At 31.9% G+C, this 16,228-nt stretch carries 10 protein-coding genes, 3 pseudogenes and 1 riboswitch; of the genes and pseudogenes, 5 read left to right on the top strand and 8 right to left on the bottom strand.

Annotated elements, in window-relative coordinates; all coding sequences use genetic code 11:
* Positions 1-159: 159 nt before the first annotated feature.
* The 8 genes and pseudogenes from B3I31_RS14620 to B3I31_RS05785 all read right to left on the bottom strand — a co-directional run.
* Positions 160-294 (bottom strand): annotated as a pseudogene (locus B3I31_RS14620) (IS3 family transposase); the annotation flags it as partial.
* The gene (locus B3I31_RS14615; RefSeq protein WP_376741540.1) at positions 291-404 is read right to left on the bottom strand and encodes a hypothetical protein; all 114 of its coding nucleotides are present in this window, start codon (positions 402-404) and stop codon (positions 291-293) included. The gene B3I31_RS14615 and the pseudogene B3I31_RS14620, both read right to left, overlap by 4 nt.
* 278 nt (positions 405-682) lie before the next feature.
* A pseudogene (abc-f, locus tag B3I31_RS05810) lies at positions 683-2,269 on the bottom strand (ribosomal protection-like ABC-F family protein).
* A gap of 203 nt (positions 2,270-2,472) precedes the next feature.
* Positions 2,473-2,676: pseudogene (locus B3I31_RS05805) on the bottom strand ((4Fe-4S)-binding protein).
* Positions 2,677-2,704: 28 nt separating this feature from the next.
* The gene (locus B3I31_RS05800; protein WP_291059135.1) at positions 2,705-4,099 is read right to left on the bottom strand and encodes a sensor histidine kinase; all 1,395 of its coding nucleotides are present in this window, start codon (positions 4,097-4,099) and stop codon (positions 2,705-2,707) included.
* Positions 4,092-4,775, bottom strand: a complete 684-nt coding sequence (locus tag B3I31_RS05795) for a response regulator transcription factor (protein WP_221855537.1) — start codon at positions 4,773-4,775, stop codon at positions 4,092-4,094. Before B3I31_RS05795 ends, B3I31_RS05800 begins: the two co-directional genes overlap by 8 nt.
* Before the next feature lie 3 nt (positions 4,776-4,778).
* Complete coding sequence (locus B3I31_RS05790) at positions 4,779-5,666, bottom strand: diacylglycerol/lipid kinase family protein (protein ID WP_291072178.1); 888 nt, start codon at positions 5,664-5,666, stop codon at positions 4,779-4,781.
* Positions 5,656-7,620: an LTA synthase family protein gene (locus tag B3I31_RS05785; RefSeq protein ID WP_291059132.1), complete on the bottom strand. Its 1,965-nt coding sequence runs from the start codon at positions 7,618-7,620 to the stop codon at positions 5,656-5,658. The genes B3I31_RS05790 and B3I31_RS05785 overlap by 11 nt, the downstream gene beginning before the upstream one ends.
* A 192-nt stretch (positions 7,621-7,812) precedes the next feature.
* Here B3I31_RS05785 and B3I31_RS05780 point away from each other — a divergent pair, with 192 nt between their 5' ends.
* The 5 genes from B3I31_RS05780 (at position 7,813) to purM (ending at position 16,002) form a co-directional block, all read left to right on the top strand.
* A complete protein-coding gene (locus B3I31_RS05780; protein WP_038332385.1) occupies positions 7,813-8,058 on the top strand; it encodes a hypothetical protein in 246 nt (81 codons plus the stop codon).
* Positions 8,059-8,251: 193 nt separating this feature from the next.
* Positions 8,252-8,350: riboswitch (purine riboswitch) on the top strand.
* Positions 8,351-8,454: 104 nt separating this feature from the next.
* Positions 8,455-12,162 carry a phosphoribosylformylglycinamidine synthase gene (locus B3I31_RS05775; RefSeq protein ID WP_125349019.1) on the top strand — a complete coding sequence of 1,236 codons (3,708 nt, stop codon included), beginning with the start codon at positions 8,455-8,457 and terminating at the stop codon, positions 12,160-12,162.
* 546 nt (positions 12,163-12,708) lie between these two features.
* The gene (gene purC, locus B3I31_RS05770; protein ID WP_038332381.1) at positions 12,709-13,431 is read left to right on the top strand and encodes a phosphoribosylaminoimidazolesuccinocarboxamide synthase; all 723 of its coding nucleotides are present in this window, start codon (positions 12,709-12,711) and stop codon (positions 13,429-13,431) included.
* A 19-nt stretch (positions 13,432-13,450) separates the two neighbouring features.
* Entirely contained in the window at positions 13,451-14,956 is a 1,506-nt protein-coding gene (gene purF, locus B3I31_RS05765) for an amidophosphoribosyltransferase (RefSeq protein WP_125349020.1), read from the top strand.
* A 53-nt stretch (positions 14,957-15,009) separates the two neighbouring features.
* Positions 15,010-16,002 carry a phosphoribosylformylglycinamidine cyclo-ligase gene (gene purM, locus B3I31_RS05760; protein ID WP_114999539.1) on the top strand — a complete coding sequence of 331 codons (993 nt, stop codon included), beginning with the start codon at positions 15,010-15,012 and terminating at the stop codon, positions 16,000-16,002.
* Positions 16,003-16,228 lie beyond the last annotated feature (226 nt).

Raw genomic sequence — 16,228 nt, 5'->3', positions numbered from 1 at the left:
GAGATTTTTACGCTTCAAAACTGGAGATTGTCCGTTTATTGCAGGAGCTGAAAAAAGAATACCGATAACATTTGAAGATCCTAAAGTTTCAGACCATACAGCAGAGCAATCAAAAGTGTATGCAGAAAGAAGTTTGCAGATAGCAACAGAAATGTTTTACGTTTTTTCTCGAGTTATATCACCCGATAATCGCTTTTTACCTGCTTCTAAAAATTCTTTATTCCACTTATAAAATTGAGATTGACTTATACTATATTTTCTACAAAGTTGGGCTATGGAGTTTCTGCTCGTTAAGCTTCCATTACAATTAAAATTTGTTCTTTGACTTCTTTTGCAAACTCAACACCATTACCATCAGGTAATTTTACATCACATAAAATAACTTCAGGAGTAAGTGTTTTAATTTTTTTTATCCCTGATTTTAAATTTTCTGCTTGATGTATTTCAAAACCTTCTAATTCGAGCTAGGAGTGTTCTGATTTTTGTTTTATCGTCTATGATTAAAATTGAATGCATTCTTATTACTTGTGAACAATGAAGGTATTATTTTATGCATATAGCTTTTATAAACTCATTATTTTTTTCTTCTTCAAACTTTTTCAAGAATTCCAAAAATATATCGAATGTGGGATTGAGTAACTTTTGAATCCATTGAAAGGAATTTGATTATTTACTATGTTTTTTATAAATCAATCGTCCGTTCTATTTTTATTTGTTCCAAAAATGCTTCGTCGTGTGATACAACGATTAGCGTTCCTTGATATTCGTTTATAGCTTTTGTCAAAATTTCAATGTTCTGAATATCCAAATTATTGGTAGGTTCGTCCAAAATAATAATGTCAGGAGCTTTACTGTTTATTGTTAAACAACAAAGTAATAAACGCATTCTTTCACCACCACTCAACATTAAGCAAGGTTTCTCTCAGTCGTCTTTTGAAAATAAAAATCGGTTTAAACGAATCTTGATTTCATGTTCTTGTAATGCTGAGGTATTGAATTGTTGTGCTTGCTCATAAACTTTTAGTTTATTATTAAGTAACGAATAATCTTGGTCAATGTAAATGGATTTATTTTCTGCTCGATAAATTGTTCCTTTTTGCGGTTTTATCTTACCTAAAATAAGCTTTATCAACGTGGTTTTCCCTGAACCGTTTTTTCCTTTTAATGCAATGCGTTCGCGACTTGTAATCTCAAAATTTAAGTTGTTTTTCCAAATCAGTTTATCGTTATAACTAAAGTTAACGTTAGTTGCGGTAAATAAAACTTTTCCTTTATGTAAGTCTGAATGATCAAAACCAAATTTCATTTTATCTAAAGGAGATAAAGAGGAGCGAAGCGTTTGTAAATCTTGAGAAATTCCATTAATTTTTTCTGCATGAACACCTTTTAATTTTGATGTACTATTTTCGGCATTATTTCGCAAAGTGTTCATCATTATTCGAGCAACACCTGATTTTTCTTGTTTACTTTTTCCACGATTATCCAATTTTTGTTGTCGTTCTAAAGTATCTCGTTCTTTCTCTTTGGCTTTCCGCAATGCTTTTTCTTTGCTTTGAATATCTTGATTCAAGGCATTGTTTTCAATCTGTTTTTGAGCTTTATAAAAGTCGTAATTTCCACCATAAACTTTAATCCCGTTTTTACTTAACTCATAAACACTATTTAGAAGGTTTAGAAGTTTTCTGTCGTGGCTTACGATGATTAACGTGCTTTTTGTATCGAGAACTAGATCATATAAAAGTTGACGACTTACATTATCGAGATGATTGCTAGGTTCATCCAATAAAATTAATTCGGGCTGATGAATGGAAATTCCAGCTAAAAAAACTTTTGTTTTTTGTCCACCACTTAGAGTTTCCATTTTTTGATTCAAGTCCAAATCGTTGAGTTGCCAATAACTTAATGCTTCATTGCAACGGTCTTCGATTGTCCAATCATCATCGAGTGAATTGAAATTATCTTCACTTGTGTTTCCGTTTAAGATTTCGTTCAAAGCACTTAATTTATCTTCGATTTTCAGTACTTGAGCGATCGTCAACTGATTGAATTGTCCGAAAATTTGTGGAACATAATAAGGTTCAGTTTCAATGTTTATTAGACCATTTGATGGTTGATATTTTTTAGCGATAATTTTCAATAAAGTAGATTTTCCTACTCCGTTGTTACCAATTAAAGCAATTTTTTCTTGATTTTGTACTGTTAAATTAATGTCGCTAAACAGTATATTCTTGTTTGGATGTAGATATGAAATATTTTGTAAAGTAAGCATAATTCCTTTCTTTAGAAGTGAAACAATACAGCAACCGTTTTGAGGTTGTTGTTCTGATTTGTCTGAAAGAAATTATTTTTTACATTGTGTCTTACTTAAATTTTGATTTTGCGAATATACGAACTTTATTTAATGAATAAGAAATCAGAGGGAAGTTAAAGATTAGCTACATAGAAACATAAAATGCTAAAATATTTATTTTACTACTTTATACTCAACGCACCTGAAGGACATTGATGAACTTGTTTGATAAGTTCGTCACTACTTGCATTTTTTGGCTTTAGTCAAGGTTTTTCTTTCGGATTATATACATTTGGAAGTAGTTTTACGCAAATACCTACATGTTGACATAATTCAGGCTTCCAGATTATAGTAATTTCTCCGTTTGTATATTCGTGTTGGCTCATTTTGATATTTTTTATGAATTGAAGTTACTTAAAAATTTTCAATACTCAATGTTAAAATAATCTTAGTTCCAATATTTTGGGTACTCTCAATTCGCATTTTAATGTCAGCTATTTTAGCTAATTGTGTCGCGATATTCAATCCAAGTCCGCTACCGGAAATGTTTAGTGTAGATTCATTTTGAATTCGGAAAAATCGTTCTTGAACAAATTTTAAATCTTCTTGATACATTCCAATTCCATTGTCTTCAAAAATCAATTCATAACTATTATTCTCGATGTTAGAAAGAATTGTTATTTGACCTTTTAAGTTAGAATATTTTATAGCATTTGATAAAACATTATCTATAATAATCTCAAAAAATTCTTGGTAATTATCAATTTCACAAGCTTGAAGTTGTTCTGTATCGACAGAAATTTGTTTTTCTTGTAATAAAACATCAAAACGTTCAATTGATTTTAAAACTTCGGTTTTTAGCTCAAATAAAGAAGTTTTCAACTCTAAACTATTATTTTCTACACGAGAAATCAACAAAAATTGTTCTACCAAACGATCCAAACGATTCACTTGTTTCAATGTGTAATCTATTTTTTCATTGTATTGCTCAGGCGTGCGTTCGCGTCGAATCAAAATTTCCAATGTTCCTTTTATAATCGCCAAAGGTGTTCGAAGTTCGTGTGAAGCATCAGCCGAGAACTGTTTAGCTTTTAAAATTTGAAACTCTAATCGATCTAACAGTGAATTTATTGTTGCTGAAAGTTGAAATAATTCATCTTTATTTTTAGGTAATTGAATGCGTTCTGAAAGATTATTTTCGGTGATCGATTGCGCTGTATGAATCACATTGAAAACAGGTTTAATCGATTTAGCCGCAATAAAACGAGCTAAAAGAAACGTCAATAAAACTGAAATAGGAAAGATAATAAGTAAGGCAGTTTTTAAATAATCTAATGCTAATTGATTGTGTTTTGTAGAAACGCCTATTACTAAATAACCAACAACTTCGCCATGATGAATTAATTTTGCTTGAGAAATTAATAACTGAATTGAATTATATTCAGCATAAAATGGCTTGTTTTCTGGTTCTTCATTGTTCCAATCCAATTGATTTTGAACCATGTTTGGAGAACTTTCAACTAAGTTGAAATTTTTATCATAAATTGAGATAAAAACAGGATTCAGCGCAATGTCTGTATGTTCTACTTCTTCCCATTCGCGCGGTTGAACGAAGTTTTCTAATGTAGGTTCGTGTAAAACATAATCGACGTGACTGTTAATTTCTTCCTCCAACGTTTCGTACATTGTTTTGTTAATTCCCCTATTTACAACAAAGAAAATTAACCCAAAAATAATGAGTAAAACAGCAGAAAATAAAATGCTGTAAAAGGTTGCAATTCTATTTTTTACAGATAATTTTTTAAACATCGTTTGTTATATAACCCACGCCACGAATAGTATGTAAGCGCGGATCGTCTTTTTTTAGATTTAATTTTTTACGAATCGCGTTAATAAAAACATCAATTACACTTGTATCGTATTCAAAGTGAATGTCCCAAACGTTTTCAATGATTTCTTTGCGTGTACAAATTCGGTTTTTATTTTTGAAAAGGTAAGCTAAAAGTTGAAATTCTTTTAATGTTAATTCAACTAAATTATTGTCTAAAAAAGTCTGATGTGTTTCTGGATTGATTGAAATATTTCCGAAATTTAAAAGATTATTCGATTCATTTTGACGAAGATAAACGTTTATTCGCGCTACTAATTCATTAAAATCAAACGGTTTTTTGATGTAATCATTTGCACCAGCATTCAAACCTTCAATCGTATCTTGAACTGTATCTTTCGCTGTAATGAAAATAATGGGTGTTTTTTGGTTCATATTTTCAGAATTTCGGATTGCTTTACAAACGTCTAATCCAGAAATATTTAACATCATCCAATCCAATAAAATAACATCAAATTTCTCGTTATTTATTTTCACTAAGGCATCTTCACCACTTAAACAGTGCGTTGGCGATAAATTTTCTTCTTCTAAACCTTGAAGCATAAAATTGGCAATTCCCAATTCATCTTCAACAATTAAAACTTTTGGTTTGTTCATTTTCTAATTCGGAACAATAACATTCAAAGCATTCGGAACAATCGAAACTTCAATAGAATTTTGGTAAAAAATAACGGCTTCACCATCAACTTGAGCAATTGTTTTTGGTTGTTTGGAATTGAATTTTACTGAATTGACTTGCAATACTTTTGCTTGCTTCATTTTTTCAATTCGTTTTCCTAAAACATTAGCCGAAAACTGAATTTGTTGTATAAAATTAAGCTTTTTTACTGCAAGAAAGTCTAATTTTCCATCATTTAATTTTGCATTGGGTGAAAATGAGATGCCGTAACCCGCTTCGTTAGAGTTAGAGCAGAACACAAAATAAAAATCATCATCTAATATATGTTCATTGTCTAATTTGATGCTAAATTTTTTCGGTTGAAAGTTAAAAATTGCTTTTGTACTGGCAGTTACATATCCCAAAAAATTTCTGGTTTTGGTTTGCGCATAATTGTTAATTACATCTGCATCAATTCCCAATCCCATATTGCTAAAAAAGTAATTTTCGTTGATTTTTCCTGCATCAATTTTATTGATTTTTGCATTCAAAATCGTCTCAAAAGCTTTTTCTGTGGTTTTAGGAATGTGTAAATTCGCCGCTAATCCATTTCCGGAACCAATCGGAATAATCCCCAATGTAACATTGCTGCCAACCAAGGCTTGAGCGATTTCGTTTATCGTTCCATCACCGCCACAAGCTACGATTATATTAGGATTTTTTGTCAGAACTTGATTTGTAATTTCAGTTGCGTGACCAATATTTTCAGTTAAAAATGTTTCGAATTCAACATTTTTTTGACTAAAATAGTGTTGAATTTCAGTTTCAATCATTCGTCCTTTTCCCTTTCCAGCAATAGGATTGATGATAAAAATGATTTTATTTTTCATTTAATAAATGATTGCTAAATAAATAATCGGCTGTTTGATAATTAGATATGATAGAACGCTCGAAAATAGGATCAACCTTTGTATCAATTAAATTTTTGTCAATCCATTTGTATTGATTGATTTTCTTTTGATCAGATAAAATCGAAACATCTTCGCCTTTTTTCATTCCCAATTTAATATACGTACCAACAAAAGAACGCGATTTGTATTGCGGATCAAAAATATCTTTTCCATAAAATTGAGATGTATATTTCCAATTGAACAACGAAAATAACGTTGGGAAAATATCAATTTGAGAAACTTCTTTTGTGACATTTTCGTTTGCGTGCGATTTTAAATTATAGATAAATGCCGGAATGTGATGGTTTTTTACATCAATTGCATCTTTGCCCGCGCTACTTGCACAGTGATCGGCAATAAACACAAAAACGGTATTGCTGAACCAAGGTTTTGTTTTCGCTTTTGCAATTAAATCTCCAATTGCATAATCGGCATATTTTACAGCTCCAGGACGACCAGTTCCAGACGGAATATCAATTTTTCCATCTTCGTACGTATAAGGTTTGTGGTTAGAAGTTGACATGACAAAAGCAAAAAATGGTTGTTTTGTTTTGTATTTTTCATCGGCAACTTTGATCACTTTTCTGTAAATATCATCATCGGCAATTCCCCAAGCATTCTCAAAAGTAACTTCATCATCATTAATATTGTATCGATTGGTATTGATTTTATCACTCAAAACGCTACCACGACCGCGATCGTAAATGTCAAAACCATTTCCACCATAAAACGCATTCATATTATCAAAATATCCATCGCCACCATAAAAAAACATATTGTGGTATCCTTTTGCTTTGAAAACATTCGAAATAGTATATAAATTTTGATTATCAACACGCTTCACAATACTATTTCCAGGTGTAGGAGGAATTGATAATGTAACAGCTTCCATTCCACGAACAGTACGCGTTCCGTTGGCAAACATATTCGAAAAATAGATGCTGTTATTCGCTATATCGTTGAGGTTTGGAGTGATTGATTTTCCGTTGAATTGCTCTTGCAAAAATGAAGCGCTCATACTTTCCATTAACACAAAAATCACATTTGGTTTTTGTTCTGCTTGTGACGGATTACTCGCTAAAATTGTTCTTCGTATTGGATTTTTGAATTGTTGATCGAAAACAGTTTTCGAATCTTGCAATTCAGATTTCATCACTGCAAAAGCATCTTCAATCGGAATAGATTTATAATGTTCGTCGTATTTTAAATGATTATTTCGGAAAGCAGAAAAGAAAGAAAAAATTCCGGCTTTAGAAACTTCGTTGTTGTATCGATTTTCTGAAGTTGAACTACTATCATTATTTAAAAGAAACAATGAGCTAACCGCAAGTAGTAAATTGAACACAAAAACGCCAATTTTTTGACTTGTTTTTGGTTTGTTATGGAATGTGTTGTAAAAGAAATAACCTTTTTTTGTTGCGAAAATTGTCAAGCCTGTAATCAACACAATTCCGCCAATTAAAACTGGTAAAGGATATGATTCTTGAATATTTTTGACAACTTCGTAGGTATAAATTAAATAATCGACCGCAATAAAATTGAATCGGCTTTTGAATTCGTCCCAAAATGTAACTTCGGCAAAAAATGTAAAATAAATGATTACCAAATACAATGTATAAACGAAATACACGAAAGTTCGATCAAATAATGAATTGACGAATTTGTTTGGTAAAATCATAAAATAAAATGATAAGAATAACGTGAAACAGCTTACAACGCTAATGTCGTACACCAATCCATAAAAAATAGTGTGCAATAACGAGCCAATATTCCAATCGAAATCACTTTTTACCCAAATTGCAAAAATTAGGCGTAGAATAAATGAAATTAGAATAAATAACGAACTGAAAAATAGTAAAATACTGTAACGTCCTTTTAAATTATTTGTAAACATTTTGTTTTTGAATTATTGTTCAAATATCTTGATATTTAATAGATTATTAACATGGAAAAGTGAATCTTAAGCGAATCTTAAGTTTGCGATTCTTGAATGAAAGATAGAAACTGAAAACGTTAATAATTCGTGAAAAAATGGTTTTGATTAGAAATAGTTGTAAATTTGTAATTGGTTTATAAAGTAGGTAGAATGGAAGAGATATTAATCAATGAAAAAGAAGAAAAGTTTTTAACATATTGGGAGAAAAGATTCTCTACAATTTTTAAAGACAATACAAGTTGGACAACTTTGTTTATGACAGTTAACAAAGCTACTTTTCCAGATTCATTAAATATAGAAACGTTTTGCAAAAAGTTTATGCAAGATTTCAATATGAAATTATCATATAAATATGATGAATCAGACAACGAATACGATTTGACAATTACAAGATAATTACGGAAAACGAAAAATCCTTATCAATTTTGATAAGGATTTTTTTGTTGTAAAAAGGGACATTTGATTGATAATCATGCTTAAATTTTAAGAAAAATATTTAACCAAAAAATTAAATAAAATATTGTTGATTTAGATTTGATTTTACTAATTAAAATGTTTAATTTTGCAGTTCACTTTTAAAGGTGATTTAGTTTTTAAAGTTTACAACATTTGTATAGCTCATAATAAGGTTGAGCGTCTCTACGGCAGACCATAAAAAATTGCCACTACAAATGAATTTTTTTTCTACAAAATGAGTCTTGAACCACTCTCGTTAGAAAATAGTTTGTTTGTTGATGTAGATGATACAAATGGTTTAAACACATTAAACCAAATAGTACAGCAAACAATACAATGAACCACAGACTTTTCATTCAGAAGAAATCAAATTTTGACGTTATCAGTCAGAAGACTACAATAGAACTCAAAAACCTTGTACCTACAATTGTGTGCAAGGTTTTTGTTATTTATGATCTATTTAATATAGAAGAAAGCCAATTACAAGAGGTTCAAAATAAGGTGTTTGTCGATCCTGTGACAGACGTTGTTTTCAAATACGTAGAAGATGCAGTTAACGAAAGCATTCCTTATTCTAAAAATTATTTTGCAACCGAATTTTTACCAGGTCAATATAATCAACGCGATGATTCTTCGGAACAATGTTTAGTGTTGATGAATGTTGAAAATGTAACCGTAAAATCTGGTTTACTATATGTTTTCAATGATGATTTGTCTGTGGAAGATTTAAAGAAAGTAAAAGATTACTTAATCAATCCAATTGAGTCGCGCGAGAAAGATCTTTCAAAAATGGAAATTCCAGCTAATCCAGAAGCTACAGAAGTTCCAATTATTGAAGGTTTTATTTCTGCTGACGAAAATAAACTACAAGACATTTACAACCAATTTGGATTATCGTTAGAGATGGATGATTTAGTTTTTATTCAAGACTATTTCAAATCAATCAATCGTAATCCAACCGAAACTGAGTTAAAAGTTTTAGATACTTATTGGTCTGATCACTGTCGTCATACAACTTTTGAGACGGAGATTACAGATGTTCAATTTAATTCTAAATTTAACGAAACACTTCAAAAAACATTCGATTATTACCAACAAGTTCGTCAAGAATTAGGAATAACTAAACCAATTCGTTTGATGGATTTAGCAACTGTGATGGGAAAATATCTTTCTCGTACAGGAGTTGTGAAAAATATTGATGTTTCTGAAGAAATTAACGCATGTTCTATTGTCGTTCCAATCGATGTAGATGGTGTTGAAGAAGAATGGTTATTACAATTCAAAAACGAAACACATAATCACCCAACAGAAGTGGAACCATTTGGTGGAGCTTCGACATGTGTTGGTGGAGCAATACGCGACCCTTTGAGTGGACGTTCTTACGTTTTCCAAGCGATGCGTATTACAGGAGCTGCAAATCCTTTAGAAAAAATTGAAGATACGTTACCAGGTAAATTACCACAACGTAAAATCTCTAAAGAAGCAGCAAACGGATACAGTTCTTATGGAAATCAAATTGGTTTAGCGACAACTTTTGTGAAAGAAATTTATGACGAAGGGTACAAAGCAAAACGCATGGAAGTTGGTTTTGTGGCTGGAGCTGTAAAAAAAGAATATGTTCGTCGTGAAGAACCAGTTGCAGGTGACCGAATTATTTTATTAGGAGGAGCAACAGGTCGTGATGGAGTAGGAGGAGCTTCTGGTTCATCTAAAACACACGATGGTCTTAAATTAGACGATTTATCAGCAGAAGTTCAAAAAGGAAATGCAATTGTTGAACGTAAAATTCAACGTTTATTCCGTAATCCAGATGTTTTAGCATTAATCAAAAAATGTAATGACTTTGGAGCAGGAGGTGTTTCTGTTGCAATTGGTGAAATTGCACGCGGAATTAATGTTAATTTAGATTTAGTTCCATTGAAATATGCTGGATTAAACGGAACAGAATTAGCGATTTCTGAATCTCAGGAACGTATGGCTGTTGCGGTTGAGGCTAAAGATGTGGAAACATTTATCTCATTAGCAAAAGAAGAAAATCTTGATGCGACTTGTGTTGCTGAGGTAACGGGAGATGATACAATGACTTTGGTTTGGAAAGGAACAAAAATTGTTGAATTAGACCGTAAATTTTTAGATACAAATGGCGTTCGTAAACAAGCTAAAATCGAAGTTACGGACGAAGAATATACAAATCCTTTTGAGAATAAAGCCTTCAATAAAGAAGCGTTTATTGCAATGATGCAAGAGTTAAATCATGCGTCGCAAAAAGGTATGGTAGAAATGTTTGACAATAACGTTGGACGTTCTACTATTTTGAATGCTTTTGGTGGACAAACAATGGATACACCAGAAGATGTTTCGGTACAAAAATTCCCAACAGACGGATTTACAAATGCAGTTTCTATTGCTTCATTTGGTTACAATCCTACAATTTCTCGTTGGTCAAATTATCACGGAGCTTATTTTGCGGTAATTGATTCGATGACAAAAATTGTTGCTGCTGGTGGAAATTACGCTGATATTCGTTTAACTTTTCAAGAATATTTTGAAAAATTACGTGATGAAGCTACGCGTTGGGGAAAACCATTTGCGGCTTTATTAGGAACGATTGAAGCACAAAAACAGTTCGGAATTCCTGCAATTGGAGGTAAAGATTCGATGTCTGGTTCTTACCAAGATATTGATGTTCCGCCAACGTTGATTTCTTTTGCAGTTGCGCCTTCTTTGGCTGAAAAAATTGTACAAGGAACTTTAGTTGAAAAGAATTCTAAACTTTCAGTTTTTATTCCAACATTAACAGAAGATTATTTAATCGACGAAGCAAATACAAAAGCTATTTTTGATTTTATCGGAACAATTAATGCTGATGTAAAATCAATGATGACGGTTAAATTTGGTGGAATTGCAGAAACTGTAGCGAATATGGCTTTTGGTAATGAAATCGGATTTGAAATCAAAACTGATTTAGATGTAGCAAAATATTATCCAGCTTCGATTGTAATTGAACATTCAGATGATTTAAATATTCCTGCTGAAATCGCTCAAAATTATCATGTTTTAGGTCAGACAAATGATTCAACTTCGTTCAACTTTAATGGAGAAGAAATTAATTTGATTGAATTAAAACAACAATGGAAAGAAACATTCAATTCATTGTTTCCATATAAATCAACTACTGAAACTGTTGTTGAGGAAAAAGATTTAAAAGCAGAACAAATTTGTTTTGCCTTCGCCGATCATAAAGTAGAAAACCCAAAAGTTTTCATTCCAATTTTCCCAGGAACAAATTCAGAATATGATTCAGCAAAAGCGTTCCGTAGAGAAGGAGCAATCGTTTCGACTTTGCCTTTCCGTAATTTAACACAACAAGATGTTGAAGAATCAGTTGATGCTTTTGTAAATGAAATCAATCAAGCCAATATTTTCTTTGTACCAGGAGGTTTTTCAGCTGCTGATGAGCCAGATGGATCAGGTAAATTTATTGCAACGGTTTTACGCAATGAGAAAATCAAAAATGCAATTCACAATTTATTAGAGCGCGATGGTTTGGTTTTAGGAATCTGTAATGGTTTTCAAGCATTGATTAAATCAGGATTATTGCCTTATGGACGTATTCAAGATTTAGAAGAAGATACACCAACATTAACGTTCAATGAAATTGGTCGTCACATTACACAATTAGCGAAAGTGAGAGTGAATAAATCGCACTCACCTTGGTTAAAAGGAATGGAAGGTCAAGAATTCTGGATTCCATTTTCGCATGGAGAAGGTCGTTTCGTAGCAAATGAGGTTGAATTAGAAAAGTTAATTGATAAAGGACAAATCGCAACTCAGTTTGTAGATTTGGATGGAAAATTAGCTGGAAAAATGCCTTATAATCCAAATGGATCTACGTTTGCGGTAGAAGGAATTGTATCGCCTTGTGGAAAAGTTTACGGACGAATGGGACATCCAGAGCGTTACGAAGAAGGATTATTCAAGAACATTCCAGGAAATGGATATATGAATATCTTCAAAAATGCGGTGGAGTATTTTAGAGGGTAGATTATAGATATGAGATATTAGAAGTTAGATATGAGAAAATTTAACTTCTAAAAATTAAATAAAAAATGTCATTTAGAGTTTGTTGAGGAATCTAAAAAGATTTTTCATTACGCCAAGGCTTCATTCAGAATGACAATTGAAGAATAAAGTTTGAGTCATCCTGAACTTGTTTCAGGAACTCATCTTAAAAAAGTGAGAAGCTGAACTGAATTCAGCTTGACATTGAAAATAAAATAAGGAATTTTGAAGTTAGAAATAAGGTAGAAGAAAAAAAATCTAAATATTAAATATCTAACATCTAAATACTAAAAAAAGAAACAAACAACAAACTAATACCAATTTCGATCCTGAACCAATCGAAATTAATCTCGAAAGTTAACCTTGAACAAGTTAATTTTCAAAACAAACAACAAACACGAAGTGGACTTTTTCATTTCAAACAAAACAAAAAAACGATGTAATGAAGTTAGAAATAAGAAACTAGAAGTTAGATGAATTTTAACTTTGAATTTCGAAAATCGAGCTTCGAAAAAACAAACAACAACGATGAGCTTAACAAAAAAAGACTTCATTTACGAAGGGAAAGCAAAACAAGTTTACTCAACAGAGGAAGCAGACAAAGTAATTGTTTATTACAAAGATGACGCAACTGCATTTAATGCACAAAAGCGCGGAACTGTTGAGGACAAAGGAGAAATGAACAACAAAATTTCGACTTTAATTTTCAACTATTTGATTGAAAAAGGAGTTAAAACTCATTTCATCGAGCAGTTGAATGATCGTGAGCAATTGGTGAAAAAAGTATCAATTATTCCAATTGAAATGGTTGTGCGCAACTATGTAGCTGGGTCTATGGCTCAACGTTTAGGATTAGAAGAAGGAGCGAAATCTCCAGTTACAATTTTTGATATCTGTTACAAAAAAGATGAATTAGGAGATCCATTAATCAACGATCATCATGCGGTTTTATTAGGAGCTGCAACATATGATGAGTTAGATGAAATGTACACACAAACAGAAGTAATTAACGAAGCGTTGAAAGAATTGTTCTTAAAAGCTGGATTAATTTTAGCTGATTTTAAAATTGAATTTGGTAAAGATGTTGATGGTAATATCATTTTAGCTGACGAAATTTCTCCAGACACATGTCGTTTATGGGATGTTGAAACAGGAAAAAAATTAGATAAAGACCGTTTTCGTCGTGATTTAGGTGATGTTTCAGAAGCTTATCACGAAGTATATAATCGTTTGACAGAAGTTTTAAAATAAACATTTTTTTCATTCTATAATGATTGATAAAAAATTACATAAAAGCCAATTAAAAGCTGAATATTTAACGAATTTCTACGAAAGAAATTTATTAAAAAAATATGCAGCCGATACTGTGGATAGTGTAAACGAAGAATGTGGTGTTTTTGGGGTTTATTCGCCAAATAATATCAACACATATTCTATTGCACAGTTTGGTTTATTTGCGCTTCAACACCGTGGACAGGAAGCGTGTGGTGTTTCTTTCTTGAAAGATGGAAACATTAAAACGGTGAAAAAAACAGGATTGGTATTAGACGTTTTCAAAACAATGGAAGCCGAGATTGAAGAATACCAAGGAAATGCTGCGATTGGACATACACGCTACACAACTGCTGGAGGTGGAAGTCGTCGTAACATTCAGCCACTTTACACGTACAATATTTATGGAAAACCTCATTTCTCTATTGCTCATAACGGAAATTTAATTGAAGTTGAAGCATTAAGAGCTGAATTAGAAGCAGAAGGTTTACCATTTTTAGCAACTTCGGATACGGAGGTTTTATTACGTTCTATTCAAAAATATTCGCATTTAGATATTGTAGAAGCTATACAGAAAGGTACAGAAAAGGTAAAAGGAGCTTATTCGGTTTTGTTATTAGCGAATAATCAAATGGCAGCTTTTCGCGATCCAAATGGTATTCGTCCTTTATGTTTAGGAAAATTGGACGATGCCTATGTTTTCTGTTCAGAAACATGTGCATTAGACGCTGTCGGAGCTGAATTTATCCGTGATGTAGAGCCAGGTGAATTGATTGTTGTAAATGAACAAGGTTTGAAATCTTATTCATTAAATCAACCAACGCAGCGTAATATTTGTGCTTTTGAGTACATTTATTTTGCACGTCCTGACTCGAATATCGAAGGAAATGAAATCTACGATTTACGTGTAGAATCTGGTCGAAAATTATACGAACAATCTCCTGTTGCTGCCGATATTGTAATTGGTGTTCCAGATTCTGGGATCCCGTCTGCAATTGGTTATTCAGAAGCTTCGGGTATTCCTTACGAACCAATTTTGATTAAGAATCGTTATATGTCGCGTTCGTTTATCGTTCCTTCACAAGAAATGCGTGAACGTGTGGTCAACTTAAAATTGAATCCCATCAAAAATAAAATCAAAGGAAAACGTTTGGTTGTTTTAGATGATTCGATTGTACGTGGAACAACTTCGAAACTTTTAATCAAAATCTTAAAAGAAGCAGGAGCAAAAGAAATTCATTTCCGTTCTGCTTCGCCTCCAATTATTGCACCTTGTTATTTAGGAATTGATATGCCTTCTAAAGCAGATTTAATTTCAGGAAATAAGTCAATTAAAGAGGTTGAAGATTATTTGAATGTCGATTCGTTAGATTTCTTAACAGTTGATAATCTGATTGATTTATTAGGAAGTAAAGAACATTGTTTTGGATGTTTTACAGAAAAATATCCCGTAAATTATTCTAATGAAGAATGTAAAGAGGTAAAACCTTTGCATATAGATTAATAAGTTATACGAATTTCGAATCTCGTATTTCGAAAAACTAAATCATAATTAAAATGAGCAATACATATAAACAAGCCGGAGTAGATAAGGAAGAAGGTTATCAAACGGTATCGAAAATTAAAGATGCAGTTGCAGCAACACACAATTCAAACGTGTTGAATGGAATTGGAAGTTTTGGTGCATTTTACCAATTAGGAGGTTACAAAAATCCTGTTTTGGTATCAGGAACCGATGGTGTAGGAACTAAACTACGTGTGGCTTTAGATTCTAAAGTTTACGATACAGTTGGGATTGATTGTTTCGCGATGTGTGCAAATGATATTTTGTGTCATGGAGCAAAACCATTATTTTTCTTAGATTATTTAGCTTGTGGAAAATTAGATTCTGATATCGCAGCAGAAATTGTAGGTGGAATTGCACAAGCGTGTAAAGAAACTGGAACAGCATTAATTGGTGGAGAAACAGCAGAAATGCCAGGAATGTACCAAGTTGGTGATTATGATGTTGCTGGATTTTGTGTTGGAGTAGTAGAACGAGATGAAATTATCGATGGTTCTAAAATAAAAGCTGGACAAGTAATTATTGCGTTACCATCAAGTGGTTTCCATTCGAATGGATTCTCTTTGGTTCGTAAAGTTTTCCCAGATTTTAACGAAGAATTTGAAGGTAAACCTTTGTTCGAAACATTATTAGTTCCAACAAAATTATATCAAAATGATATTTTCAAAATCAAAGATGCTGGAATCGAAATGTCTGGAATTGCTCATATTACAGGAGGTGGATTAATCGAGAATGTTCCTCGTATTATAAATGACGGATTAACTGCTGTAATAGAAAAAGCAAAAATAAATGTACCAACAGTGATGCAAGAATTAGCTAAACGCGGAGGAATTGCAGAAAACGAAATGTTTGGAACATTTAATATGGGTGTTGGAATGGTTGTCATCGTTGACCAAACTGATGCTGAAAAAGTATTGAATATTATTGATGGAAGTGCGTTGATTGGAGAAATTCAAGAAGGTGCTGACAAAATTATATTGAAATAGTAGATTAAATAGTTTAAAAAAGCCGGATAAGATTTCTTATCCGGTTTTTTTATTTTTTGGGATTATTTGTTTTTGATTAAGATTGATCCTTGTTATAAAATTTTGTAGTTTTTTTCTTAAATAAAAAAGCTTAATTAAAATACAATAGCTTTTAAAGTTAATTCATTTTCTTTTTTTTAATTTATTAAGCATTTCCTCACCTCATTCAATCTTCGTATCTTTGCAT

This window comes from Empedobacter sp. UBA3475 (genome assembly GCF_002378465.1).
In the GTDB taxonomy this organism is placed as follows: Bacteria; Bacteroidota; Bacteroidia; order Flavobacteriales; family Weeksellaceae; genus Empedobacter; species Empedobacter falsenii_B.
The sequence above is the reverse complement of the archived record's forward strand: the minus strand, read 5'-3'. Positions and strand labels throughout refer to the sequence as shown.

Bases quoted from the DNA above. Each gene is read 5' to 3' on its own strand.
- B3I31_RS05795 (WP_221855537.1), bottom strand. From the start codon at position 4,775: ATGAACAAACCAAAAGTTTTAATTGTTGAAGATGAATTGGGAATTGCC.
- purM (WP_114999539.1), top strand. From the start codon at position 15,010: ATGAGCAATACATATAAACAAGCCGGAGTAGATAAGGAAGAAGGTTAT.
- B3I31_RS05790 (WP_291072178.1), bottom strand. From the start codon at position 5,666: ATGAAAAATAAAATCATTTTTATCATCAATCCTATTGCTGGAAAGGGA.
- purF (WP_125349020.1), top strand. From the start codon at position 13,451: ATGATTGATAAAAAATTACATAAAAGCCAATTAAAAGCTGAATATTTA.
- purC (WP_038332381.1), top strand. From the start codon at position 12,709: ATGAGCTTAACAAAAAAAGACTTCATTTACGAAGGGAAAGCAAAACAA.
- B3I31_RS05775 (WP_125349019.1), top strand. From the start codon at position 8,455: ATGAACCACAGACTTTTCATTCAGAAGAAATCAAATTTTGACGTTATC.
- B3I31_RS05780 (WP_038332385.1), top strand. From the start codon at position 7,813: ATGGAAGAGATATTAATCAATGAAAAAGAAGAAAAGTTTTTAACATAT.
- B3I31_RS05800 (WP_291059135.1), bottom strand. From the start codon at position 4,099: ATGTTTAAAAAATTATCTGTAAAAAATAGAATTGCAACCTTTTACAGC.
- B3I31_RS05785 (WP_291059132.1), bottom strand. From the start codon at position 7,620: ATGTTTACAAATAATTTAAAAGGACGTTACAGTATTTTACTATTTTTC.